Raw genomic sequence first — 23195 nt, 5'->3', positions numbered from 1 at the left:
CCTACTCCAATTTCAATGCAATAACTCAGGAACGCTCAAGATCATTTGCCCGCCACCGATTCACACCATCCCATCGGCTCTCTGTAAGACAAAGCAACGTCTTTTTTCCATCATCGTGTTTAACGTGACTAATTTTTTCATAATGTATCATGGCTGACATGAGCATGTCAATAGGCTTAAATGTTTTAATTCGATTTACTAATGTCAGCTTCTTCAATGAAAGATAAAACGCACAGATGTTAAGAAACAGCATGATTCTTAGGGAAAGATAGCTCGATAATAAGCTGTTTTGCGAACCCGATTTTAATGCATTAATGAACTAATCCATTTGGTATCGCTTCAACAAAAAAACCGGGACTTGGGGCAGGCCTTGAACCTATTTGGTTTTTTGGCTATCATTTAGTATACTATCCGATTGGACAACGAATTTGTTATCCATCAAATATAAGTCAAGAGGACAGACACAGGCGATGAAAAAATTAAAGTTTCCCAAGTTCAAGCTTCAGAAGGCTGAGCCACAGCAACTTACCGAGCGTTTGCTTCTGATCAATCTATACTTTACACAAGGGTTAACTTTGATCATTGGGGTTGTATGGATTTTATTGCAGAAGAGAAATCTTTTTGATGTGCTTGCGTGGCCTGACAGTTACCATTTCATCTGGTGGGGGCTTGGACTTGCTGGCATTATGCTTGTGATGGACCTGGTTCTTTCTTATGTTATTCCTCAGGAAAGCATGGACGACGGGGGAATTAACGAGATGCTGTTTCGCAAGCGTCCAATCTGGCATATTGTATGCATAGCAGCTATCGTTGCTGTTTGTGAAGAATTGTTATTTCGTGGAGCAATACAGTATGTGTTAGGTCCCTACTGGACAAGTATTTTATTTGCGGTCATCCATGTACGCTATTTGCGGCACTGGATTCCAACTGGCTGGGTATTTGTTTCGAGTTATGGATTGGGTTGGATTTATATGCAATCCGGCACATTATGGGCGCCTATATTATGTCACTTTATTATTGATTTGGTGTCTGGATTAGCGATACGTTTTCGGAGGGGATCATGAATCAGCAATTAAGTAGAATGAAGACTTACGGCAGTCAGCGCCATCGCCACTCGGATAAAAAAGAGACATCTGAGCGTCCAGAAGCTTCTCAAGTAAATCTGGTTGTTGAATCAGCTGCTGCTTCAGAGGTTGGAGGACTCACACCAATTACCTCAGTCTCCATACCTAGATCACAACGCAAGTCTTATACTTCATCGCTGGAAAGTCCAGTACTTCCCCGGCGGGCGCCAGCGCGTGTGAATAAAACGCAAAAACCATCAGAAGAATCCGTTTCCGAAGCGGGCACACTTCCTACACGGACGGAGCTTCATCCTTCTCGTCGTTTACGGCTAAGTAAACGATTTGTTAATTCACTTATTTTTATATTTGTTTTGCTCACGATGAGTCTGGTTTGGTGGGGAATAAAAGGAGCACCTCCTTTGAATACTTTCCTTCCTTGGCCATGGTAATACTAGCTTGGTTCGTTGCTGTTATATTGGCTGGGATTGCCTTGCTGATTCATATGTGGCGTGAGGCGCATGTTCATCATATTGTTTCGGAAGAGGTTGATGTGCCTAATTTGCCCTCATCTTTTGATGGTAGCAAAATCCTGTATTTATCTGATATCCATAAACGCAAGCTGAAAAAGAATGATCTGGAACATCTTCGAAGTCGGGTGGATTGGGTTATCATTGGGGGAGATGTGGCGGAAAAAGGAATTTCATGGCCCATCGTCAGACATAATATGAGCTTGTTATCTTATATTGCACCTGCTTTTGCGGTGTATGGGAACCATGATAAAAGAGCAGGGACTGTGCATCTCGAAAGTATATTTCGAGATACTGGCGTTCAACTTTTGAAGGATTCTATCGCTTACCTTCGGAAAGGCAAAAGCAAACTTTGCCTGGTCGGAGTTGATTATCGTTCACGGCGAGGGGATTCGCTGCTTGCAGAATTGGATACAAAAGATTGCAAGATTGCCATTGTCCACGATCCCTTAGAGGCTCTTCATTTAAATGCACCTGTTGATCTGATATTGAGTGGTCATACTCACGGGGGGCAATTGGTATTTCCGGGATTCGGTCCAGTCTTTCTTAATAAGGCGTATAGAACTGTGTCTAGCGGGTGGTTCTCTCTGAAAAAGGACGGCAATGATACCGAGCAAGAAGGGAAAATGCTGGTTAGCAAAGGCTATGGAACGAATCATTTGCCGCTCAGACTATGTTGTCCCGCAGAAATGCATCTTATTACATTAAGAGTGCTCTCATCTGAAAAGCCTTGATCCCTTAAGGACCAAGGCTTTTTGATATTTCATTTATGTCTTTATTTCAATTTAATTCATTAAAACTCAGCGTGCTTCCAGTTCAATGGAGCGAGGGTCGACAAATGTATAGCCTTTTTGTTCGAGTTTCGATAATAACTCTTCCAACGCTTCAACCGTCCAGGGTAACTCATGCATCAAAATATTACTACCTGGATTTAATTGATCAAGCACATTCTGGATTACTTTCTCCGGTTTGTTTTTGGTGCTCTTATCCCAGTCCAGTGAGCCATTGGACCATGTCATATATAACATGCCGTTTTTCTTGACTGTGGCCTTGAGTGCATCATTTCCAGAACCGAAAGGTGGGCGGAAGAAATGAGGTTCCACACCAATCGTTTCTTTCACAATCTTTTGCACATCGGTTACCTGTTTGGCGGCAGCAGTACTGGACATTTTTTTCAGATCCTCATGATCCCACGCGTGATTTCCTACCACTTGACCTCGCTCATGAATAATCTTCAACAATTCGGGATGACTTTTTACTCGGTATCCGTTAACAAAAAATATCGCTTTCGCGTCATGTTTATCCAATGTGTCAATTAATGCGTTAATCATTTTTTCTTCTTTGGGCCCATCATCAAATGTCAACAAAACCACCTTGCTGTCACTTGTTTTATCGTTGGGTTTGATGTAGTAATTTGAGTTCATGTGGTACTTTTTTTCAATAGGATTTTCGGTTGCTTGTGAGCCGGAGCTCTCACCCGTGTCTTCTTTTTCTGTCGAAGATATTTCTTCATCATCAAGTGATTCTTGATCCGAATGTGCGTCCGTTGAGGTAGGGGTTGAGGATGGGGAGTCCGTGGTTTGAGTTTCTACTGTGTCATTGGCATTTGACTCGTTCTGCTGCTCCTGCGTCGGAGTAATCGAACCAGAACTGGACCCTACGTGCTCAGAGGTTGATTCGTCCTTGGTTCCACACGCTGACAAGAGCATGCATGCGATCATAATTAAGGCGGTGGTGTGTCTAATCATGATTTCAACTCGCTTTCCTGTATTTATGCGGAATGAGATGACGCACTACCGCAAACACTAGTTGTGATTTTAACATTAAAAGGAGGTTGGTGTAATGAAGGCGTCATCCTTTTTCTGGGGTGTTGTAATTGGCGTAGCAGCCACTTCTTGGCTGTCCAAAGGTAAAATGTCAATGCTGTCTTCCGGTTCATCCCGCAATATGATGAATCAGGCCAAACACAAAATGATGGAGATGACATTCCCGGGTATGGACGGATTCAGCTCCAAGTCAAATGATCAAAGCGGAGATTCCCGTACAAGCATGCATAAAAAAAGTGCTAAGCCGATCACTCCGCAGGAAAAAGAAGAGAACATGAATATGCTCAAGGATTTTATCCGCACCAATCCGGATGTTAAACATGAAGTTGAGCAAATTTTAACTCAAACAAACACTACAGTACCGGGTTTATAAACACAAACTCCCCATTAGAATCATCCACAGTCCTGTTTTGATGTGGAATGATTCTTTTTTTGTCGATTTTACTTCGTGCATTTGCAGGTATAAAATGATAACATAACTACATAGATTTATTTTCAGCACATATTGTTTTGTGCTTCATAATCTGTTATAAGACTTGCTTATAAAGGGGAGATCCTGTATGAAAATAGAACGATTAAGTCACGATAAGATACGGATTTTCCTGACCTTTGACGATCTGAGCGAGCGCGGAATACAAAAAGAAGATATGTGGCAGGAAATACCTAAAGTTCATGAACTGTTCACTGAAATGATGGACCAGGCTTATTCCGAACTTGGATTTGATGCTACAGGTCCACTTGCTGTCGAAGTATTCGCACTTCCCGCTCAAGGGATGGTTGTCATTGTCACCCGGGGGAAATATGATCCGCAACAATATGGTTCAGGTAATGAGGATGATCTGCCTGAAGAAGTATATGAGATGGAAGTTACACTTGAACAGAGCGATTCCATCGTCTACGCATTCAAAGATTTTGAAGTGCTAATTGAGGCTGCACATATGTTGCATCAGCATGTAACGGATGCTGGAAGACTTTATTCCTATAAAGACAAGTGGTTTTTGCATTTTGAACCCGATGACTTGGATTCCACCAAACATGCAGCATTGATTGCCTTGCTTGCTGAATTCGGTGAAGGATCTTCCGTTACCCCTGCCGTCATGGAAGAGTACGGAAAGGTTGTTATGCCTCAACAAGCGGTTGAGGTTATCTGCACCCACTTCAAACGTCAGGATTAAGCTCTAGTTGTAATCGCGTCTTAGTCGGAGGAGGGAATTTCGGTGCTTTTGTTTTCGGTTTTAGCGGCAGCAGTAGCTCCGGGTCTCGCCTTGTTAACATACTTTTATCTGAAAGACCGTTATGACTCTGAACCTCTTCACATGGTATTTCGAGTCTTTCTTATGGGGATTCTGATGGTATTGCCTGTGATGATTATTCAGCGTGGTATGATGATTTGGCTTGGAGATAATCCTTATGTTGAATCCATCCTCATTTCAGGTGGGGTTGAAGAATTCGTCAAATGGTTTGTCATATACCATATTATTTATAACCATACTGAATTTGACGAGCCCTATGATGGGATTTTATACTCCGTTGCTGTTTCACTTGGGTTTGCTACGGTTGAGAATGTGTTGTATGCCTTTGCGGGGAATGCTTCCGTCACAGCCATGTTCATTCGTGCGTTGCTTCCTGTATCTGGTCACGCCATGTTTGCGGTAATTATGGGTTATTACATGGGGCGGGCCAAGTTTACGGATGGTAAGAAAAAACGTTGGTTTCTTATGCTCTCACTCGTTTTGCCGTTCTTCTGGCATGCACTTTACGATGTCATTATGAATACCATGGTGAATCATTGGCTGTGGTTCATTGCGCCGTTGATGGCAGGATTATGGTACGGAGCGATGGGCAAGATTACAAGGGCCAACAACCGTTCTCCGTTTCGTTTTGTGAAGCGTGAGGAAGAGATTAAATTATAAAAATACGGACACACTGGTGGACATGAAGCGCAACCTGCGCCTGATGCCCCGGTGTGTTTTTTGTTGGAACAAAAAAATTCCCGGGCAAAGACAAATAGAAACGGGGATAAGCATGATGAGAATCAAAATTAAAATCAGATGCAAACAATGTGGAGAACGTTTTACGCTAAGAGGCAAGCAGGAACGAGGAAGAATTGAGACCGGTTTTAAACAGTGTTTGTGTGATAATCGGGATCAGTTCGAAATTGAGGGAGATGACGGTACAACCTGGTTGCAATTGAATTAGAGAAGCAATTGGGGCATGCGTGAAAAGCCCGTCATTGGACAGGCTGGAAATCGCATGCATAAGAGGTCTTTCTTCGATCCACAATAGAGGTAGTGGCTTAGAAGAAAGGAGACTCAACCCGATGTATAAACGATTAAGTTCAGTTATGTTTCCGATATTTGCGGTTTTGTTAATCGGTGCTCTTGTATGGGGGTACCAAGAGAATCAGGAGAAAAATGCTATCCTGATCAAGGCAGAGAATCAATATCAGCGTGCTTTTCACGATTTATCATTTCATATGGACAAATTGCATTCGGAGATTGGGAATACACTGGCAGTCCATGCCACGTCCCAAGGAATGCACCGCAAAGGTCTGATGAATGTATGGCGACTTACCAGTGAAGCACAAAATGAAATCAACCAATTGCCGCTCACAATGCTGCCATTCAGTGAAACGGAGGAGTTTCTCTCCCGCATCTCCAACTTTGCTTATCAGGCGTCCATGCGTGATCTAACAAATGAACCTTTAAGTGAGAAGGAAATGGGCAACTTGAAAAAGTTGTATGCAAATTCATCCGAAATAACTAAAAATCTGCAGGATGTGCAGCAGAAAGTCATTTCGAATCGTTTACGTTGGATGGATGCCGAGTCGGCTATGGCAACAGAAGAGCAAACGATGGACAATACAATCGTGGATGGATTCCGGACAGTCAACAAAAAGGTACAGGAATATCCTGAACTTGACTGGGGTCCTTCGGTCTCCAGTATTTATGCCAAACGTTCGGTGAAAAAGCTGGATGGATTACCAATGACTAAAGAGCAGATCCAAAGCAAGGCTGCCAAGTTTTCGAATGCTGAACACGGCAAGATTCAAATACAGGAAAATGGAAAAGGTACAGATTGGGAATCGTACACAGCCACGGTTGATCAATCCAAGGACAGTAAATTAAGTATGGACTTTACCCGTAATGGCGGTCTGCTCATCTCATACAGTGACACTCGTCCAATCGGGACAAAGAAAGTAACACGTAAGGAAGCGATGTCCAAGGCGGATCATTTCCTTTCCAGTAAGGGTTACAAAGATATGAAAGCAGTCAATTATGATGAATTTGGTAATCTCGGGAACTTGACCTATGTGCGCAAACAAGGCGATACATTGATTTACCCAGAGAAAATGTCTGTTCGGGTTGGCCTTGATAATGGGAATGTTACCGGTTTCCAGGCAAGTGATTTTGTATATGAGCATCAGAAGAAGCGAGAGATTCCAAAAGCTAAACTCACAGTTGAACAGGCCCGCAAAAAGCTGAATCCGGATTTTAAGGAGAGCTATGCTCGCAAATCACTCATTAAGAACGATTACAGTAAAGAAGTACTGTGTTACGAGTTTGGTGGACGCATCAATGGTACAAAATATAAAATTTACATCAACGCCGATACAGGTACGGAGGAAGCTGTTGAAGAAATCAAACCGGTGAATGAGACCACATAACATCAAGAATCCGGTAGGCTGTAAAATTGCAAATAAATTACTGAACAGACCACATCGTGGTCTGTTTTTTGTTATCCACTATGAGAAAGGTCATGGTATAATAGTCCTTGTACATACGATACGAGATAAAAAGCTAAGGTGGCGGTGAACAGCTTGTTTCCCAAAATAAATGAAGTTTTATACATTCAAATTGCCTCTGCAGATGAAAAAGAGGAAAGCAAAGAATATAAATCGCGGATAGCGGATGTGGATGACAATAGTTTCCTGATTGAAGTTCCAATGCAGCAGGGAAGCAGCCGGTTAAAAAGGCTGTTTTTTGGTGAGGAATTGTCCATTTCTTATATTACGGAAGACGGGGTTCGTCATTATTTCAACACGTATGTGACCGGATTTGAAGAAGATGTAGTTCGGCTTGTACGGATTCGCAAGCCTTTGCCGGACGACATTACCAAAATCCAGCGTCGCAGTTTTCTGCGTGTTCACGCAAACCTTGAACTGGCCATCCAGAGCGAGGATCTGACCCGAGTGGTGGGCTTGACTGAAGATATTGGCGGCGGGGGACTGTCCATTTATGGTGAACCCGGTTTTACTATTGTTGAAGGACAGAAATTGAAATGCTGGTTACTTATTCCTTATCGGAATGCAGCAATTGAACATTCGAATTTTGAAGCTGAAGTGGTACGGGTCAAAACACTGGAAACAGGCAGACAGCTTTGCATGTTAAAGTTTGTGCAGATTACGGATTCGGAACGGCAGAAGATCATCAAGTTTTGTTTTGAACGCCAGTTGGATTATCGAACGAAATAAAAATGGTGTTCATTTGGGATAAAAAGATGTGACGATGGGCACTGTAATGGGAAAATGGAGGTTCTGACTGTGAACAATCGCCATGCATCCCGCAGATACGAGCGTTTATATTATGTTTTTTCCAAGCGAATGGAAAGAAGGGCTCTGAAACTTATTACAGCTCTTCTTATTCTGCTTGTGATCTATCAGGTATTACTTCTTGTCCCTGGTATGAAAAAGAATATGACCTCCATTGATCGTCTGGAAGGAACACCAATACAGATGCAAACAGTACATGAACAATAGCGGTATTGTTTTTGTCTGTTTTTGCATCCATGTGTATAGTGTGGTATAATTTTGACGATGCAGGCAATGCCTGTTTTTTTATTGAGGCTTATCGTTTGAGGAGGAATGCCCCGTTGGCAAGCCAGAACACATCAGAGAACGGGAAGATGAACGTTGCAATTGACGGACCTGCCGGTGCCGGGAAAAGCACGGTGGCCCGATTGGTTGCAGAGGCGCTCGCGTATATTTATGTCGATACTGGCGCAATGTACCGTGCGGTAACCTTGCATATGCTTCGGAAAGATATTTCACCGGAAGATGTGCCAGAGGTGCTTCAGGAAACCCAAAAGCTGGTCATTGATTTACAACCGGATCCCGACGGACAGAAAGTGTTCTGTAATGGGGAAGATGTAACCTCGGAAATCCGCTCCCGTGAGGTGACGGGAATCGTGTCCCGATATGCGCAAATCGAGGGGCTGCGTACGCAGTTGGTGGATACACAGCGGCAAATGGCTTTGCGCAAGGGCGTCGTCATGGATGGACGCGATATCGGAACGACAGTATTGCCCGATGCGGAAGTGAAAATCTTCATGACTGCCAGTGTGGAAGAGCGTGCACTTCGCCGCTTCAAAGAACTGGACCCCTCAGAAGGACTGACGTTGCAGCAACTTGAGCGAGACATTGCCACCCGTGACAAATTGGATGAAAGTCGGGAAGTATCCCCGCTTCGTTGTGCTGAGGACGCTATAGTGCTCGATACAACCAAGATGAACATCCATGAAGTGGTTGACAAAATCGTGTCTTATTGCACAATGGTCAGAGGAGAGATCGGTCTATGATTTACACATTTTGCAGCACATTACTGCGGATCATTTACACCATTCTTTTCCGCCTGGAGGCAGTTGGACGGGAGAACATCCCGAAAGAAGGCGGCGTACTTTTATGTTCTAATCATATCAGTAACTTTGATCCTCCAACGGTTGGTATTAAAATTCGTCGTCAGGTGCGCTTCATGGCCAAAAGCGAATTGTTTGATATTCCGGTCTTTGGCCGAATTATCAAAGCCGTAGGCGCTTTCCCCGTTAAACGTGGAGGCGTGAGCAAGGAATCCATCAAGACCTCACTCAACATTTTGCGTGACGGTGAAGTGCTTGGCATTTTCCCTTCGGGAAGCCGACACAATGATGGAGGCATCGGCAAAAAAGGGGCAGCGAGCTTTGCTCTCCGAAGTGGTGCTACAGTTATTCCTACTGCTATTATCGGTAACTACAAGGTTTTTCGTAAGATGAAAGTGGTTTATGGAGCACCAGTGAATTTGGACGAGTTCAAGGAAGATCCTTCCGGCGATGCGTTGGAGAGAGCGACGGAGAAGATTATGTCCAAAATTAATGAAATGGTGCAAACTGGCGTGCCTAGCAAATAACGGCATCGTCGGGCAGCTGAGTGCATGTTTCCATATTTTTGAGGGAAACTAAAGATGTTCATTTCAGCGATGAAAGTGTTTTGAACTCTGCTACAGGCAGGTTTGAATATAATGGGGTTTTTGAATTGAGGAGGGTATTTGACATGTCGGAAGAAATTAAAAATCAAGAAGCAACCCAAGATGAGTTGGATCAATTCGTTTCCTTGAAAAAAGGAGATGCCGTAAAAGGAACCATCGTCAAATTGGAAGATAACCAAGCTTATGTGAGCATTGGATATAAATATGACGGTGTAATTCCAATTCGTGAACTGTCTTCCCTACACGTAGACAGCGCGTCGGATGCAGTTGAAGTGGGACAAGAAGTTGAAGCTAAAGTACTCAGCATCGACGACGAGAAAGAAAAACTCGTTCTGTCCAAACGTGCAATCGACAGCGAAAACGCTTGGGATCAATTGCAAAAGCATTTTGAAGACCAAGACGTATTCGAAGTTGTTGTAGCTGACGTTGTTAAAGGCGGTTTGGTAGCAGACGTGGGTGTACGCGGATTTATCCCAGCTTCCATGGTAGAGCGCCATTTCGTTGAAGATTTCAGCGATTACAAAGGACGCACATTGCGTGTTAAAGTGAAAGAGATCGACCGTGAGAACAACAAAGTGATCCTTTCTCAAAAAGACGTACTTGAGCAAGAATTCGAAGCAAACAAAGCTACGGTTATGGCTGGTTTGCAAGAAGGCCAAGTGATCGAAGGTACAGTGCAACGCTTGACTCAATTCGGTGCTTTCGTTGATGTAGGCGGAGTAGACGGTTTGGTTCACGTATCCGAGTTGGCTTGGACACACGTTGACAAACCATCGGACGTTCTGTCTGAAGGCGATAAAGTAAACGTAAAAGTGCTGAAAGTTGATCCTGAGAAAGGTAAAATCAGCCTGAGCATGAAAGCTGTTCAACCAGGTCCTTGGGAAACAGCTGGCGACAAATTCAACTCCAGTGATATCGTAACAGGTGTTGTAAAACGTCTGGTTGACTTCGGTGCTTTTGTTGAAATCGCTCCTGGTGTTGAGGGACTTGTGCATATCTCGCAAATTTCCCACAAACATATTGGCACTCCGCACGAAGTGCTGAAAGAAGGACAAGAAGTTCAAGTTAAAATCTTGGACATGAACCCTTCTGAGCAACGTGTAAGCCTGAGCATCAAGGAAACGGAAGAAGCTCCTGCTCAAGCGCCTAAATCCGAAAGACCTGCAAGAAACAACGCTCCACGTGAAGAAATCAACAACCCGAACGTTTCCTTGAACAATCAAGGTATGAGCACTACGCTTGGCGAACTGTTCGGTGACAAACTCAGCAAATTCAAATAAGTTATACATGCATGGTTCTTAGTTATATACTGCATATTTTGCTGAACAATAAAAGCAAGATCGGCGAGCCCCAGCGGGTTCGCCGATTGTTGTTATTGCGAGTATAACGGCATGAAACGTTAGCCAAGACAGGTGTTTTTTGCTATGATGAGTATCGTAAGTATGGACAGGAGGAGTGGAATGTATGGCAAGACCCGTTGTGGCAATTGTCGGGCGACCGAACGTGGGCAAATCCACCATTTTTAATCGGATTATCGGCGACAGATTGGCCATTGTGGAAGACAAGCCGGGCATTACCCGTGACCGTATCTATGGAATCGGCGAATGGAACGGTAAACCATTTAGCATTATCGATACTGGTGGTATCGAAATCGACGGCGAGGACGTCATTTTAAAATCAATCCGGATGCAGGCAGAGCTCGCCATTGAAGAAGCGGATGTTATTGTATTCATGTGTGATGCAAAAGCAGGGATTACGCAATCTGATGAAGAAGTCGCAGAGATGTTGTACCGCTCAGGCAAGCCTATCGTTGTAGCCGTTAACAAAGTGGATAATATCGGGCGCAGTGAGCTCATTTATGAGTTTTATGGATTTGGATTTGGTGATCCAATCGGTGTATCGGGAAGTCATGGTACAGGTGTAGGCGATTTGCTCGATGCCATCGTAGAGAAATTGCCTGAACTTGAGGAAGAGACATACGATGACGATGTCATTCGTGTAGCTCTGATTGGACGTCCTAATGTTGGTAAATCTTCACTGGTGAACGCCATTTTGGGCGAAGAACGTGTCATTGTCAGTGATGTTGCTGGAACAACGCGGGACGCGATTGATACACCGTTTGAAAAAGACGGCCAACGCTATGTGCTGATTGATACAGCGGGTATGCGTAAACGTGGCAAGGTCTATGAAACGACGGAGAAATACAGCGTGATGCGTGCCATGCGTGCCATTGAGCGTGCAGATGTTGTTCTGATTGTAATTAATGGCGAAGAAGGCATTATTGAGCAGGACAAGCATATTGCAGGTTATGCATTTGAAGCAGGCAAAGCCTCTATGTTTGTCGTGAACAAATGGGACGTTGTGGAGAAGTCTGATAAAACAATGAATGAGTTTGAGAAAAAAATTCGGGATCATTTCCTGTTCATGACTTATGCCCCGGTTGTCTTTTTGTCAGCAAAGACAAAACAACGCTTACAAAAATTGCTACCTGTTGTGCAGCGTGTAGCACAGCAGCATTCTATGCGTGTTCAGACGCATTTGCTTAATGATGTGGTATCTGATGCAGTGGCGATTAATCCACCACCAACAGATAAAGGTCGCAGAATGCGAATCAACTATGTGACTCAGGTTGCGGTTAAACCTCCGACCATGGTTATTTTTGTGAACGATCCTGAATTGATGCACTTTTCGTATGAACGGTACCTGGAGAATAAAATCCGTGCAGCGTTTGATTTTGAAGGGACGCCAATTCGTATATTTACTCGGAGGAAGTCCGACGAAGGTTAGGGGAGAAGTTTGTGATTTTACAAATCGCAGCGATTGTACTGAGCTATCTTCTCGGTTCAATCAGCTTTAGTGTCCTCCTTGCAAAAGCTCTACGGGGGATCGATATCCGTCAACACGGAAGCGGAAATGCAGGAGCTACCAATACATTGCGGATATTGGGTAAAGGGCCGGCCATTCTGGTACTGCTGTTGGATGTACTCAAAGGTATTGCGGCCGTTTGGATTGGGGTTTGGTTCAGTAATGGTTCCGATTGGATTCCTGCACTTAGTGGTATAGCTGCTATTGCAGGACATAACTGGCCGCTGTACTTCCGTTTCCGTGGAGGAAAAGGAATCGCGACAGCGATTGGGGTGCTCGTGACTCTTGCACTGGTTCCTGCACTGTGCGCCGGAGTATTTGCCATCCTGTCCATCGTATTGACACGATATGTTTCATTGGGTTCCCTGATTTTTGTAGCTTTGACACCGCTCTTCATTCTTGTGTTGCCCGGATATTCGATGAGTATCTTCTGGGGAAGTCTGATTATTTGTCTGTTTGCGTTCTGGAGACATCGTACCAATATTGCGAAGCTCGCCAAAGGACAGGAAAATAAATTGGGATCGAAAAACCCTGGAGGGGGAAAACGCGTTGTCTAAAAAAGTTGCAGTTCTGGTTGCGGGCAGTTGGGGTACTGCACTTGCCAGTGTATTGGCTGCCAATCAGCTAGATGTGATCATGTGGACACGTGGTGGAGACCAAGCCGCAGAGATCAACAATAAACATACAAACCAACGTTTCCTTCCCGGTGCAGAGCTGTCACCCCGTATTCAGGCAACAACGGATATGGGAATGGCAGTTGAAGGGGCTTCTGCTGTATTAATTGTTGCTCCCTCATCGGCAATGCGTTCGGTTGCTCATCAACTTAAAGCATATTACAAACCGGAAATGTTAATCATTCATGCAACCAAGGGTTTTGAGACAGAAAGCCTGAAACGTATGTCCACAGTCATTTCGGAAGAACTTGGATGTGAAGAAGGACATGTCGTTGTACTTTCTGGTCCTAGCCATGCGGAAGAAGTAGTTAAGCGTTGCCCAACGACGGTTGTTGTGGCATCACTGGATAAAGCTTCTGCTGAGGCGGCCCAAGGCTTGTTTATGAATGCTTATTTCCGTGTGTACACGAATCGAGATATGGTTGGTGTAGAACTGGCGGGAGCATTCAAGAATATTATTGCACTGGGAGCAGGTATGTCAGACGGGCTTAATTTTGGTGACAATGCCAAAGCAGCGTTGTTAACACGCGGGTTGGCTGAGATTACACGCATAGGTGTGGAAATGGGAGCGAATCCGCTCACGTTCTCCGGTCTTGCAGGGATCGGCGATTTGGTCGTGACCGCGACGAGTCAGCACAGTCGAAACTGGAGAGCAGGTTCCATGCTGGGCAAAGGACAGAAACTGGACGATGTGTTGAATTCCATGGGCATGGTTGTGGAAGGCATTCGGACCACCCAGGCAGCCCACTTTATTTCTCAGAAATACGGTGTGCAAATGCCGATTGCAGATCAGCTTTATCATGTTCTTTTTCAGGAGAGGCAGCCGCGGGATGCAGTTGAAGCTTTGATGGGACGTGATCCCAAGACCGAAATGGAAGTCATGACGCTTGAAACTTGGGAGCAATGGCATTCCTGATGGTAACACAGGCAGCTTTCCCGAAATGAGAAGCTTATTCACCTTTTTTGCGGTGCACTCATACTATACACATGAGTATTGCCGGAGGAGGGGAGACGAATGGGTAACAACATTTCCAAGGAAGCGCTGAAAGCGATCAACAAAAAAACAGGGAAAACGATTACGGAAGGTGCCGTCAAGAAATTGGCGAGTACAGTAAAACCGTCCACCATGCAGAATGAAGCTCAATTGCGCCAACTGATCAAGCAAGTATCCGCCATGGCAAAAGTGCCGGTATCTGAGGATACAGTTCAGGATATCGTGAGTGCCGTCAAAAAAAGCGGATTAAACCCAAACAGTATGGAATCATTAATGAAAATGATGATGAAAAAATAATAGATCGCGCCTGTTATGCAGGCGATCGAGCAAGACAAAAAGACAAGTCGGCATCTGCCGGCTTGCTTTTTGTCTTTTTTTTGGAAAGCTAAGCAAAGTTTCGTGTTATAATAGTTGCAATTGTCACAGTGTCAGTGATGAATAACGGACTGAAGGGGAGAATTCTGGATTATGAACGCGATGGACAAGATGTGGCTTTCATTGGTCGCAATCCTCATTATGGGACTATCTGTATTCCTGATTACGTTTGCTCGATCCAAAACCAAAGGTATTGTACGTGGGATTCTTTCTTTAATTGCTTTTCTCATTATGCTGATTGGCTTTTTCGGCGGAATAGCTTCTCTGACCTGATCTTTCTCGCCTGAGAGATAACATCCGCATAAACACATCATAGAAACTGACACAACGAAAACGGATGAAGGGAAGGTGAGCCGATGAGGCAGCACGAAACGGAGGATCGGACAGAGCGCTACCCGGAATTACACGCGGCTTTGCTGGAAACGGCGAAAGCCTGGGGTACAGAGCCGGGCACATGGTTGCTTGGGGGGAGTTGTGGGTTGCTGCTTCAGCAGGTGGAATTACAACAGCCTCCCAGAGATATTGACATTTATGCTGATATCACCGCCGCGAAGTTGCTTCATAAATCTGCGCCTGGAAGGGTGCTGGACGAGCCTGTCGTAGATAAGACGGGACCTTATGCCTCGCTGCTCAGTCATTATCAGGTAGGGGCTTGTGCGTTGGAACTGGTTGGTGGTTTTGAAGTGTGGTCACGTAAAAGTTGGTACCGTATTGAAATTGAGCATGTACTGGCCAAATATGCACCTGAAGCCAAAGTGGGTTCTTACACACTGCGTCTAATGCCGCTTGCTCATGAGCTGTTGTTCAATTTAATGAGAGGCCGTTCCGATCGTTATGAACCCATTGCAAGACAGATTCGGCAGATGCCCGAATCACATCAACCTCTAATGACTTTATTGGGGAAGCAAAATATATGGACAAGCCGATTCAGAGCTGAAGTGGAAGAGCTTGTTGGCTTCGAATGGCCTCAGTAGGTTGGGAGGAAGAATGATGGATTACAATATTACGTTTTTACCGCAAAATAAAACGATTCGGTTAAAGCCAGGGGTAACGCTGTTAAATGCTGCACGCCGTGCAGGGGTGAAGATCACAACGCGATGTGACGGAAAGGCAGCCTGCCTGATGTGTAAGGTGAGAGTAGATTCGGAACATCTTGCAGCGCTGTATCCACCAACAGATGCGGAGAAGCGTAAGTTAGGTTCTCTGCTGGATGCAGGCACTCGGCTGTCATGTCAGGCAAAGGTGCGGGGATCGGTGACGGTTCATGTTCCGGAGGACCCTCTGAAGGCAGCAATTCGTAAACAATTGGAGCGTCAGCAGCAGGAAGAGGACGATTGGTTCTAAGAATACCTGAGTGGAACGATTCAAGGAGGATACGGATGAACGAGAATATGACGAAGAGCGTAAAAACAGGCGGACAGAGGCGTCACTTCCAGAAGATGTCCTGTCTACTCTTATTCCTATTGTTTGCTTTTACAGCAACGGGGTGTATGTATCAGTCCCAGAGTAATCCCGATCCCAAAATAGCTTATAGGGAAAGCGTAAGCCGTATACAAACTGCGGTAGAAGCATTCCAACAGGATCAGGGGATATTGCCCATGATCAATGCAGATATGGAAACACCGAAATATGAAAAATTCAGAGTCGATCTGTCCAAGCTGCAACAGCAAGGGTATCTGGATGAAATACCGAGCACTGCGTTTGAGAGTGGTGGTAGCGCTTACTTTCTCATTCAGGACGAAGAAGTGAAGCCCACCGTCAGAGTCATGGATCTTCAAACCGTGCAGAAAGTAAATGATGTTCAGCGAATGGTCAATCAGTACAAATCCGTACATAACAATCAACTACCAAGTGGGGAAGAATTGTATCCGGGTCTATACGCTGTAGATATGGAACAAGCCGCACAGGCTGGTGCCCCAGCGGTTACACTGAATAGTATATATTCGGGTCAGGAACTGCCGTTCATGATGGATGACGAGGGCAATGTCTATGTGGATTATGCTTTTGACATTATGCAGGCTGTAGAGAAATCAGATAATGCTCCAACAAAAGTGGAAGATATGCGTGAATTCTTGCTGGAGCATTCTTACTTTGTACCTGTAAAATCGATCGCCTACACCTGGCAGAATAACACCCCGGTTGCAACAAAGTAATCATGAGCTTTAATTCGATTCGAACGTGCAATCCAATGATTATCCTTAAGGTAAAAAAAGAGATATTCCGCATCACGGAACATCTCTCTTTTTTATGTTGGTTTATAGTTCACATCACATGGTCCATTAGCTATATTCAGATTACTTTTTTGTTCAGACCTTCACCTTATAACTCAAGTCAAGTTCATCCCCGGGTAATCCCCGAATCCCCCAATGACTGCGCGGTGTTTCAAATATGGTAATTTCCACATCATTGGGCGACAATTTCAACTGTTCGTTTATCCGTATGAATAATTGCTGAATCAGTTCTCGCTTGACTTGATCTGTTCGGCCTTCGAACATGCTGATTTCAATAATGGTATAACGGAGTGTATGACCTGTGAAAGCTGTGCTTTGAATGGGTTCAGGTGCTCACCTAGTCCATATACTTTGATTTGTGCCATGCTCATCTCACCTTTCTCAGCTCATTATCTCTGCTCTTCTCTGCTAAAAAATGTCTTACCCCCACAGTATACCTAATGCACGGTTTGAACGGTACCCAAAACCAATTCAATCAATCGGCATAAAAGTTTCGGCACGCTCATAAAGTAGATTGAAATAAAGACGCGCAGTCCGAGAGCGGGACGATTCTCTTAAGGCCACTACCTTGAGAAAAAAACAAAAAAACGCGTCATAATGCTGCATACGGATACATAAGATGATACTAGTCCAATTGCATGTACGAGTTAACGCCGCTTTCGCCGGTTTCATCAGAATGCAACGTTCGGCGGCGGACGACTTCCGGGCACTCACAAAGGCGGCTCTACCGTTGCAGGGATTTCAGTCTTCTGATTGAAAAAACGAAGCGGATGCTCTTTAGCATTTTTCCTTCGGAGTAATTTAGGGAGGGGATTTCATTGGAGAAAGTGGACATTTTTAAGGACATAGCCGAGCGGACCGGAGGGGATATCTATCTCGGGGTTGTCGGCGCAGTCCGGACAGGTAAATCAACATTTATCAAACGTTTCATGGAAACAATCGTCTTGCCTAACATCGCAAGCGAGGCTGATCGTGCCCGTGCAGTGGATGAACTTCCACAGAGTGCCGCAGGCAAAACAATCATGACTACGGAACCAAAATTCGTACCGAATAACGCGGTTCAAATCAAGGTCGCCGAGGGACTTGATGTCAATGTGCGCCTTGTGGATTGTGTAGGTTACGCGGTGGAAGGAGCCAAGGGATACGAGGATGAGAATGGACCACGCATGATCTCCACGCCTTGGTTTGAAGAACCGATTCCTTTCCAGGAGGCTGCCGAGATTGGTACACGCAAAGTTATTCAGGAGCATTCCACACTGGGTGTGGTGGTCACAACAGATGGTACGATCGCTGAGATTGCCCGGAGTTCCTATGTGGAATCAGAGGAACGTGTCATTGCCGAACTGAAGGAAGTGGGCAAACCGTTTGTGCTGGTGATCAACTCGACTCGCCCTCGCAGTGAAGAAGCGCTGCAGTTGCGCAGTGAGCTTGCTGCCAAGTATGACATTCCGGTTATGACCCTCAGTGCAGCTACAATGACCGAAGATGATGTGACAGGCGTGCTTCGCGAGGTGCTGTATGAGTTCCCTGTACATGAAGTGAATGTGAATCTGCCGAGCTGGGTGATGGTGCTGAATGAAAACCACTGGCTGCGCAGCAACTACGAAAATTCCGTTCGCGACACGGTTAAGGATATCCGGAGGCTGCGCGACGTGGATCGGGTTGTTGCTCAGTTCATGGAATATGAATTCATCGATCGAGCCGGACTGAGCGGCATGAACATGGGTCAGGGTGTGGCAGAAATCGATCTGTATGCACCGGATGAATTATACGATCAGATCCTCGTGGAAGTTGTTGGTATTGAAATTCGAGGCAAAGATCATCTGCTGCAATTGATGCAGGAATTCTCCCATGCGAAGCGGGAGTACGATCGCTTCGCTGAGGCGCTGGAGATGGTCAAAACGACCGGCTACGGCATTGCGGCTCCATCCCTCGCCGAGATGGCACTGGATGAGCCAGAACTCATCCGCCAGGGCACCAAATTCGGCGTCCGCCTGAAAGCAACCGCACCATCCATTCACATGATCCGGGTCGATGTGGAATCGGAGTTTGCACCGATTATCGGAACGGAAAAACAGAGTGAGGAACTGGTGAGGTACTTGATGCAGGACTTCGAGAACGATCCGATCAAGGTATGGGATTCAGATATGTTCGGTCGTTCATTGCATTCCATCGTGAGAGAAGGCATTCAGGGTAAAATTGCGATGATGCCAGATAACGCACGATACAAGTTGCAAGAGACACTGGGACGTATCATTAACGAAGGTTCAGGTGGATTAATCGCCATCATTCTGTAAGTCCAAAAGGCCGTAGGGGTAAACCTCGCGGTCTTTTTCTTGTTTTATTTTCATGATTCTGGATGAACTGGATAAGATACTTTAGTTTCGAATAAAAACTTAGCGAGTTTTAGCTTTAAATTACTAAAACCCATTTACATACTAGGGATTAGCCGTTATATTAATATTCAACTATTGTGATCGAGATCACAGAGAGTGTGAACAGGGGGAGAAAGAGATGAGAGGAAAAAATTCAAAATGGGTATGGTTGAGTGTGCTGCTTGTATTTACATTGGCGCTGTCCGCTTGCGGAATTAAAAAAGAGCCTGCTTCAACTACAGCTTCCGGCGCAACGGAGGACAAGCCTCAAACCGAAGCGGTAACAGGTCCACTCAGCGGAAAACGAATTGCACTGATTATGGAATTTAACACAGGTACGTTCTCACAACAATACGTGCAAGGGGTTAAAGAAGAAATCGAAAAATTCGGTGGACAACTGACTACGTTTGTCGCCGATAATGATAAAGCCAAAATGGTATCGTTGCTCGATAGCGCAATTAACCAGAAATTCGATGCCATTCTGACGGATCACGGGGATTCTCTACTGGAGCCGGGTGTGAAAAAGGCAGTAGAACAAAATATCCCGGTTGTTGTGTTTGATGCAGACATTAGCGTTCCGGGAGCAACAGTGTTGTCCCAGGATGACCAGAAGATGGCTGAACTTACACTGGAACAAATGAAGAAAGATATTAACGGACAAGGCAATATCGTAAAAGTATGGGTGGCTGGCTTTGCACCAATGGAACGTCGTCAGGTTGCTTACGGCAAGTTCCTGAAAGAGAACCCGGACATCAAGGAGATTGCCACGTTTGGTTCAGCACAGAACCCGGCGCTGGATACACAAGCCAAAATGGAAGCGATTCTGAAACAATATCCAAAAGGTGAAATCACGGCGGTGTGGACTGCATGGGATGAGTTCGCCAAAGGAGCGGCGCGTGCCATTCAGCAAGCAGGACGTGACGAGATCAAGGTATATGGTATCGACATGAGTGATGAAGATTTGCAGATGATCCAGGACCCGAAAAACCCTTGGGTAGCTTCCGCAGCGGTTGATCCAACCGACATTGGACGTGTTCAGGTTCGTTATGCATACCAGAAGCTGAATGGGGATGAGACTGAGGATCAAGTGGTTCTCAACCCGGTTTATGTACAGCGTGATGCGCTGCCAGACAAACAAATCTCTACTTCAGAGCTGTCCGAGTATGTGGAGGGCTGGGGAGGAAGTACACAGGGAATCAAGGATTGGATGTCGGAATACGGAGTTACTGCTAAATAAACAGCGTAATGGGGGCGCGCCACAAGGCGCGCTTTTTCCAACCATGATGAAAATAACGACATGAGAATGGGATACTCCCGGAGGGGAGCGATTGGAGGTTGGCGTCATGAGTACTGCACCGATTCTGCTTCAAATGGAACATGTTCACAAGCAGTTTGCAGGCATTCCTGCACTGAGAGACGTGGAGTTCTCTGTCAAAGGTGGGGAAATACACGCGCTGCTTGGTGCAAATGGTGCCGGCAAGAGCACATTGATGAAAATTTTGTCTGGGGCCTATCAACTGGATCAGGGCACCATCCAATTAAATGGGCAAACGCTCCATCTGAATTCACCAGGCGATGCCAAAGCGAGTGGTATTCATTGTGTGTATCAAGAGGTGGATGCTGCGCTGGTTCCCCAATTGACAGCTGCCGAGAACATAATGCTGGATCAATTGGCGTCGCCGAGCGGAGGTTGGTGGAAAAGTCCGCGGAAACTGCAACAGCGTGCGGCTGAAGCTTTGCAGGAATTGGGAGCGGCTATATCCGTTCACAAAAAAGTAGCCGACCTGACGCTCGCGGAGAAGCAGATGATTCTGCTCGCACGTATCCTGATTCAGGATGCCAAGGTCATTATTTTTGATGAACCTACTGCACCGCTGAGCCAGGAAGAAACGGACGCTTTTTTCCGAATTGTACATTTGTTGAAAGAACGCGGAGTGGCATGTATTTTCATTACGCACCGCCTTCCAGAGGTTACGAGTCACTGTGATCGCGTTACTGTGATGAGAGATGGACAACATGTCTTTACGGGTGAGGCAAAAGAGCTTACGATCAATGATCTGGTGACGCAGATGCTCGGAAAACCGTTTGAGGAAGAGTTCCCCAAGACAGAAGCACCGGTTGGTGAAGTGCTGCTGGAAGCAAGAGGACTTCGGCGTGGAGTCCGTGTCAAGGGAGTGGACCTGTCTGTTCGTCGAGGCGAAGTGCTTGCTGTGGTAGGGCTTGTAGGTGCTGGGAAAACGGAATGTTCCCGCTTGTTGATTGGTGCAGATCGGCTGGAGAGCGGAGAGCTTCGGCTTAACAATCGTGAACTTCAACTATCCCAACCTGCTGATGCTGCGGCTCTGGGCATTGTTTCAGTGCCGGAGGAACGGCGGAAACAGGGGATTCTGATTGAGGAAAACGTGGAACGCAATTTGAGCCTGCCTTTGCTTGGACGTCTTAGTAGATTGGGTTTTGTAAGTCGAAAGCGAGAGCGTGAGAATGCGGAATCTTTAGTACGGCAACTCGGTATTAAAGCATCGTCAGTGCGGCAGGAAGTGAAGTATTTAAGCGGCGGCAATCAGCAAAAGGTGGCCATTGGCAAATGGCTGAATGCGGATGCAGACGTCTTTATCTTTGATGAACCGACAAAAGGTGTCGATATCGGCGCCAAAAGTGACATTTTTCGTATCATTAACGAACTGGCTTTGGCGGGTAAAGCTGTTATCTATTTCACGTGTGAATTGGATGAAGGATTGGGCATTGGTGATCGGATTGCAGTCATGTGTGAAGGGACGATTGTAAAGGAATTCAAACGGGGCGAGACCAATCAAGAACAGCTGCTATACTACGCAAGCGGTGGACAAGAGGTGGAAGCATGAAGGATAAGTCATTGGATTTTGCGTTCCGTTATGGGGCGATTATCGTTATTATTGGTGTTATCGCATTTTTCGGTATTAAATTGCCTTATTTCTTCACGTATAGTAACTTGACCGATATTTTGGGTTCAATCTCTATCGTGACATTTGTGGCGATAGGTGTTACCTTATCTCTCATTGTAGATGGATTTGATCTTTCGGTGGGGGCAACCGTCTCGTTAACTACTGTCGTTACCGCTTCGTTGATGATTTGGTATCAGCAGCCGCTGGCAGTTGTTATTATCGTCCCATTGATTATTGGGGCTGTGATTGGTTGGCTTAATTCCCTGCTCATTGTGAAACTGCGTATTCCTGATCTGCTGGCTACCCTTGCCACGATGTACATTATCGGTGGAATTCATAAAACGTATGCTCAAGGATACACGATCTATAATCATATGCAGTTTCCAGACGGAAGCAAGGCTGCTGGAGAGATGGACCCTACATTTCTGCAGCTGGGACAGGGGAAATGGCTGGGAATGCCGATTTCGGTCATCCTGCTGCTCATTGCGGTTATCGGTGTGCATATCTTTTTGACGTATACGAAGTATGGGCGCCAGATGTACGTTACGGGGGGCAATGAAGAAGCGGCACGCCTATCCGGTATTAAGGTGAAAAAGGTGCGTACACTCGCTTATGTAGCTGCTGGAGTGTTTGCTGCAATCGGCGGTATTATCTATGCATCCAAAGTAGGTTCAGGGCAAATTGATGCCGGTTCTCCGTTGTTAATGGAATCTGTGGCCGCTGTATTTGTCGGATTCTCCGTATTTGGTGCAGGTAAACCAAACGTGATCGGAACATTCATAGGCTCGGTTCTGATTGGTGTTCTGGTGAACGGTTTGACGATGATGAATGTTCAATACTTCACCCATGATATTGTAAAAGGCGGGGTGCTTGTGCTTGCTCTGGCAGTTACATTTTACGTGTTAAACCGCAACCGCACTTGAAATTGTGTGCTGTCTGTATTAGTATAAAATTTGTTCGGCGTCTGAAACAACCTTTGTTTCAGGCGACATTCTGCCGGAAATGACTGTTGACCGCAGGCCGAGATTTGTGTTCATCACGCTCAAGATGTTCGTAGATTTTTTGTGTATGAACGTATATTTCGCTATAAAACGGAAACACAGT

The 23195-nt window shown here is 45.5% G+C and carries 26 protein-coding genes, 1 pseudogene and 1 other annotated feature (1 of these 28 cut by a window edge); of the genes and pseudogenes, 25 read left to right on the top strand and 2 right to left on the bottom strand.

The genetic code is table 11. From position 1 onward, the window contains the following. Positions 1-123 (bottom strand) — a binding site (T-box leader); it reaches 109 nt to the left of the window's first position. A gap of 347 nt (positions 124-470) precedes the next feature. Genes MHB49_RS22365 through MHB49_RS22355 form a run of 3 tightly spaced genes read left to right on the top strand, consistent with a single transcriptional unit; the run spans position 471 to position 2325 of the window. Further along, complete coding sequence (locus tag MHB49_RS22365; protein ID WP_247898236.1) at positions 471-1064, top strand: type II CAAX endopeptidase family protein; 594 nt, start codon at positions 471-473, stop codon at positions 1062-1064. Continuing rightward, positions 1061-1513, top strand: coding sequence for a hypothetical protein (locus MHB49_RS22360; protein ID WP_247898235.1), 453 nt, complete (start codon positions 1061-1063; stop codon positions 1511-1513). Before MHB49_RS22365 ends, MHB49_RS22360 begins: the two co-directional genes overlap by 4 nt. Beyond that, positions 1507-2325 (top strand): metallophosphoesterase, encoded by an 819-nt coding sequence (locus MHB49_RS22355; protein ID WP_405157217.1) that lies wholly within the window; start codon positions 1507-1509, stop codon positions 2323-2325. Before MHB49_RS22360 ends, MHB49_RS22355 begins: the two co-directional genes overlap by 7 nt. Positions 2326-2391: 66 nt before the next feature. Here MHB49_RS22355 and MHB49_RS22350 read toward each other — a convergent pair whose 3' ends face one another. Next, positions 2392-3339: a polysaccharide deacetylase family protein gene (locus MHB49_RS22350; protein WP_405153046.1), complete on the bottom strand. Its 948-nt coding sequence runs from the start codon at positions 3337-3339 to the stop codon at positions 2392-2394. Between the two features lie 94 nt (positions 3340-3433). Here MHB49_RS22350 and MHB49_RS22345 point away from each other — a divergent pair, with 94 nt between their 5' ends. The 18 genes from MHB49_RS22345 to MHB49_RS22260 all read left to right on the top strand — a co-directional run bounded on the left by MHB49_RS22345 (position 3434) and on the right by MHB49_RS22260 (position 16717). Then, positions 3434-3790: a hypothetical protein gene (locus MHB49_RS22345; RefSeq protein WP_405153045.1), complete on the top strand. Its 357-nt coding sequence runs from the start codon at positions 3434-3436 to the stop codon at positions 3788-3790. Positions 3791-3977: 187 nt separating this feature from the next. Next, positions 3978-4592 (top strand): genetic competence negative regulator, encoded by a 615-nt coding sequence (locus tag MHB49_RS22340; RefSeq protein ID WP_405153044.1) that lies wholly within the window; start codon positions 3978-3980, stop codon positions 4590-4592. A 42-nt stretch (positions 4593-4634) separates the two neighbouring features. Further along, positions 4635-5330, top strand: a complete 696-nt coding sequence (gene prsW / locus MHB49_RS22335; RefSeq protein ID WP_247898231.1) for a glutamic-type intramembrane protease PrsW — start codon at positions 4635-4637, stop codon at positions 5328-5330. 112 nt (positions 5331-5442) lie between these two features. Then, a complete protein-coding gene (locus tag MHB49_RS22330) occupies positions 5443-5616 on the top strand; it encodes a hypothetical protein (RefSeq protein WP_247903370.1) in 174 nt (57 codons plus the stop codon). A 121-nt stretch (positions 5617-5737) separates the two neighbouring features. Further along, a complete protein-coding gene (ypeB, locus tag MHB49_RS22325) occupies positions 5738-7084 on the top strand; it encodes a germination protein YpeB (RefSeq protein ID WP_405153043.1) in 1347 nt (448 codons plus the stop codon). A gap of 153 nt (positions 7085-7237) precedes the next feature. Continuing rightward, positions 7238-7891, top strand: coding sequence for a flagellar brake protein (locus MHB49_RS22320; protein ID WP_405153042.1), 654 nt, complete (start codon positions 7238-7240; stop codon positions 7889-7891). 69 nt (positions 7892-7960) lie between these two features. Beyond that, positions 7961-8176 (top strand): hypothetical protein, encoded by a 216-nt coding sequence (locus tag MHB49_RS22315; RefSeq protein WP_247898228.1) that lies wholly within the window; start codon positions 7961-7963, stop codon positions 8174-8176. A gap of 113 nt (positions 8177-8289) precedes the next feature. Continuing rightward, entirely contained in the window at positions 8290-8994 is a 705-nt protein-coding gene (cmk, locus tag MHB49_RS22310; RefSeq protein ID WP_405153041.1) for a (d)CMP kinase, read from the top strand. Beyond that, positions 8991-9578, top strand: coding sequence for a 1-acyl-sn-glycerol-3-phosphate acyltransferase (locus MHB49_RS22305; RefSeq protein ID WP_090900627.1), 588 nt, complete (start codon positions 8991-8993; stop codon positions 9576-9578). The genes cmk and MHB49_RS22305 overlap by 4 nt, the downstream gene beginning before the upstream one ends. 143 nt (positions 9579-9721) lie before the next feature. Further along, on the top strand, positions 9722-10936 hold the full coding sequence (gene rpsA, locus MHB49_RS22300) for a 30S ribosomal protein S1 (RefSeq protein ID WP_405153040.1): 1215 nt from the start codon (positions 9722-9724) through the stop codon (positions 10934-10936). Positions 10937-11120: 184 nt separating this feature from the next. Beyond that, positions 11121-12443: a ribosome biogenesis GTPase Der gene (gene der / locus MHB49_RS22295; RefSeq protein ID WP_024630683.1), complete on the top strand. Its 1323-nt coding sequence runs from the start codon at positions 11121-11123 to the stop codon at positions 12441-12443. Positions 12444-12454: 11 nt separating this feature from the next. After that, positions 12455-13078, top strand: coding sequence for a glycerol-3-phosphate 1-O-acyltransferase PlsY (gene plsY, locus MHB49_RS22290; protein ID WP_247898225.1), 624 nt, complete (start codon positions 12455-12457; stop codon positions 13076-13078). Next, entirely contained in the window at positions 13071-14111 is a 1041-nt protein-coding gene (locus tag MHB49_RS22285; RefSeq protein ID WP_405153039.1) for an NAD(P)H-dependent glycerol-3-phosphate dehydrogenase, read from the top strand. Before plsY ends, MHB49_RS22285 begins: the two co-directional genes overlap by 8 nt. A gap of 99 nt (positions 14112-14210) precedes the next feature. Continuing rightward, positions 14211-14486, top strand: a complete 276-nt coding sequence (locus MHB49_RS22280) for a stage VI sporulation protein F (protein ID WP_247898223.1) — start codon at positions 14211-14213, stop codon at positions 14484-14486. 171 nt (positions 14487-14657) lie between these two features. Beyond that, entirely contained in the window at positions 14658-14837 is a 180-nt protein-coding gene (locus tag MHB49_RS22275; protein WP_053780676.1) for a DUF2768 family protein, read from the top strand. An 83-nt stretch (positions 14838-14920) separates the two neighbouring features. Beyond that, the gene (locus MHB49_RS22270) at positions 14921-15538 is read left to right on the top strand and encodes a hypothetical protein (protein WP_405153038.1); all 618 of its coding nucleotides are present in this window, start codon (positions 14921-14923) and stop codon (positions 15536-15538) included. Between the two features lie 16 nt (positions 15539-15554). Beyond that, positions 15555-15908 carry a 2Fe-2S iron-sulfur cluster-binding protein gene (locus MHB49_RS22265; protein ID WP_405157216.1) on the top strand — a complete coding sequence of 118 codons (354 nt, stop codon included), beginning with the start codon at positions 15555-15557 and terminating at the stop codon, positions 15906-15908. Positions 15909-15943: 35 nt separating this feature from the next. Further along, the gene (locus MHB49_RS22260; protein WP_405153037.1) at positions 15944-16717 is read left to right on the top strand and encodes a hypothetical protein; all 774 of its coding nucleotides are present in this window, start codon (positions 15944-15946) and stop codon (positions 16715-16717) included. A gap of 153 nt (positions 16718-16870) precedes the next feature. On the opposite strand, the pseudogene MHB49_RS22255 reads toward MHB49_RS22260, so the two are convergent. Continuing rightward, positions 16871-17160: pseudogene (locus tag MHB49_RS22255) on the bottom strand (tautomerase family protein). Positions 17161-17613: 453 nt separating this feature from the next. On the opposite strand from MHB49_RS22255, the gene spoIVA reads away from it, so the two are divergent. The 4 genes from spoIVA to MHB49_RS22235 all read left to right on the top strand — a co-directional run bounded on the left by spoIVA (position 17614) and on the right by MHB49_RS22235 (position 23014). Continuing rightward, the gene (spoIVA, locus tag MHB49_RS22250) at positions 17614-19092 is read left to right on the top strand and encodes a stage IV sporulation protein A (protein ID WP_247898219.1); all 1479 of its coding nucleotides are present in this window, start codon (positions 17614-17616) and stop codon (positions 19090-19092) included. A gap of 217 nt (positions 19093-19309) precedes the next feature. After that, positions 19310-20407 carry a sugar ABC transporter substrate-binding protein gene (locus MHB49_RS22245; protein WP_109998484.1) on the top strand — a complete coding sequence of 366 codons (1098 nt, stop codon included), beginning with the start codon at positions 19310-19312 and terminating at the stop codon, positions 20405-20407. A 106-nt stretch (positions 20408-20513) separates the two neighbouring features. Beyond that, positions 20514-22031 carry a sugar ABC transporter ATP-binding protein gene (locus MHB49_RS22240; RefSeq protein ID WP_405153036.1) on the top strand — a complete coding sequence of 506 codons (1518 nt, stop codon included), beginning with the start codon at positions 20514-20516 and terminating at the stop codon, positions 22029-22031. Continuing rightward, positions 22028-23014 carry an ABC transporter permease gene (locus MHB49_RS22235; protein WP_063566763.1) on the top strand — a complete coding sequence of 329 codons (987 nt, stop codon included), beginning with the start codon at positions 22028-22030 and terminating at the stop codon, positions 23012-23014. Before MHB49_RS22240 ends, MHB49_RS22235 begins: the two co-directional genes overlap by 4 nt. The last annotated feature ends 181 nt before the right edge of the window (positions 23015-23195 follow it).

This window comes from Paenibacillus sp. FSL K6-0108, assembly GCF_045040695.1.
In the GTDB taxonomy this organism is placed as follows: Bacteria; Bacillota; Bacilli; order Paenibacillales; family Paenibacillaceae; genus Paenibacillus; species Paenibacillus pabuli_B.
Note: the sequence above shows the minus strand (reverse complement) of the source record. Positions and strands in the feature narration are given on the sequence as shown.

Bases quoted from the DNA above. Each gene is read 5' to 3' on its own strand.
- MHB49_RS22365 (WP_247898236.1), top strand. From the start codon at position 471: ATGAAAAAATTAAAGTTTCCCAAGTTCAAGCTTCAGAAGGCTGAGCCA.
- MHB49_RS22360 (WP_247898235.1), top strand. From the start codon at position 1,061: ATGAATCAGCAATTAAGTAGAATGAAGACTTACGGCAGTCAGCGCCAT.
- MHB49_RS22355 (WP_405157217.1), top strand. From the start codon at position 1,507: ATGGTAATACTAGCTTGGTTCGTTGCTGTTATATTGGCTGGGATTGCC.
- MHB49_RS22350 (WP_405153046.1), bottom strand. From the start codon at position 3,339: ATGATTAGACACACCACCGCCTTAATTATGATCGCATGCATGCTCTTG.
- MHB49_RS22345 (WP_405153045.1), top strand. From the start codon at position 3,434: ATGAAGGCGTCATCCTTTTTCTGGGGTGTTGTAATTGGCGTAGCAGCC.
- MHB49_RS22340 (WP_405153044.1), top strand. From the start codon at position 3,978: ATGAAAATAGAACGATTAAGTCACGATAAGATACGGATTTTCCTGACC.
- MHB49_RS22330 (WP_247903370.1), top strand. From the start codon at position 5,443: ATGATGAGAATCAAAATTAAAATCAGATGCAAACAATGTGGAGAACGT.
- ypeB (WP_405153043.1), top strand. From the start codon at position 5,738: ATGTATAAACGATTAAGTTCAGTTATGTTTCCGATATTTGCGGTTTTG.
- MHB49_RS22305 (WP_090900627.1), top strand. From the start codon at position 8,991: ATGATTTACACATTTTGCAGCACATTACTGCGGATCATTTACACCATT.
- rpsA (WP_405153040.1), top strand. From the start codon at position 9,722: ATGTCGGAAGAAATTAAAAATCAAGAAGCAACCCAAGATGAGTTGGAT.
- der (WP_024630683.1), top strand. From the start codon at position 11,121: ATGGCAAGACCCGTTGTGGCAATTGTCGGGCGACCGAACGTGGGCAAA.
- MHB49_RS22280 (WP_247898223.1), top strand. From the start codon at position 14,211: ATGGGTAACAACATTTCCAAGGAAGCGCTGAAAGCGATCAACAAAAAA.
- MHB49_RS22275 (WP_053780676.1), top strand. From the start codon at position 14,658: ATGAACGCGATGGACAAGATGTGGCTTTCATTGGTCGCAATCCTCATT.
- MHB49_RS22270 (WP_405153038.1), top strand. From the start codon at position 14,921: ATGAGGCAGCACGAAACGGAGGATCGGACAGAGCGCTACCCGGAATTA.
- MHB49_RS22265 (WP_405157216.1), top strand. From the start codon at position 15,555: ATGGATTACAATATTACGTTTTTACCGCAAAATAAAACGATTCGGTTA.
- MHB49_RS22260 (WP_405153037.1), top strand. From the start codon at position 15,944: ATGAACGAGAATATGACGAAGAGCGTAAAAACAGGCGGACAGAGGCGT.
- MHB49_RS22245 (WP_109998484.1), top strand. From the start codon at position 19,310: ATGAGAGGAAAAAATTCAAAATGGGTATGGTTGAGTGTGCTGCTTGTA.
- MHB49_RS22240 (WP_405153036.1), top strand. From the start codon at position 20,514: ATGAGTACTGCACCGATTCTGCTTCAAATGGAACATGTTCACAAGCAG.
- MHB49_RS22235 (WP_063566763.1), top strand. From the start codon at position 22,028: ATGAAGGATAAGTCATTGGATTTTGCGTTCCGTTATGGGGCGATTATC.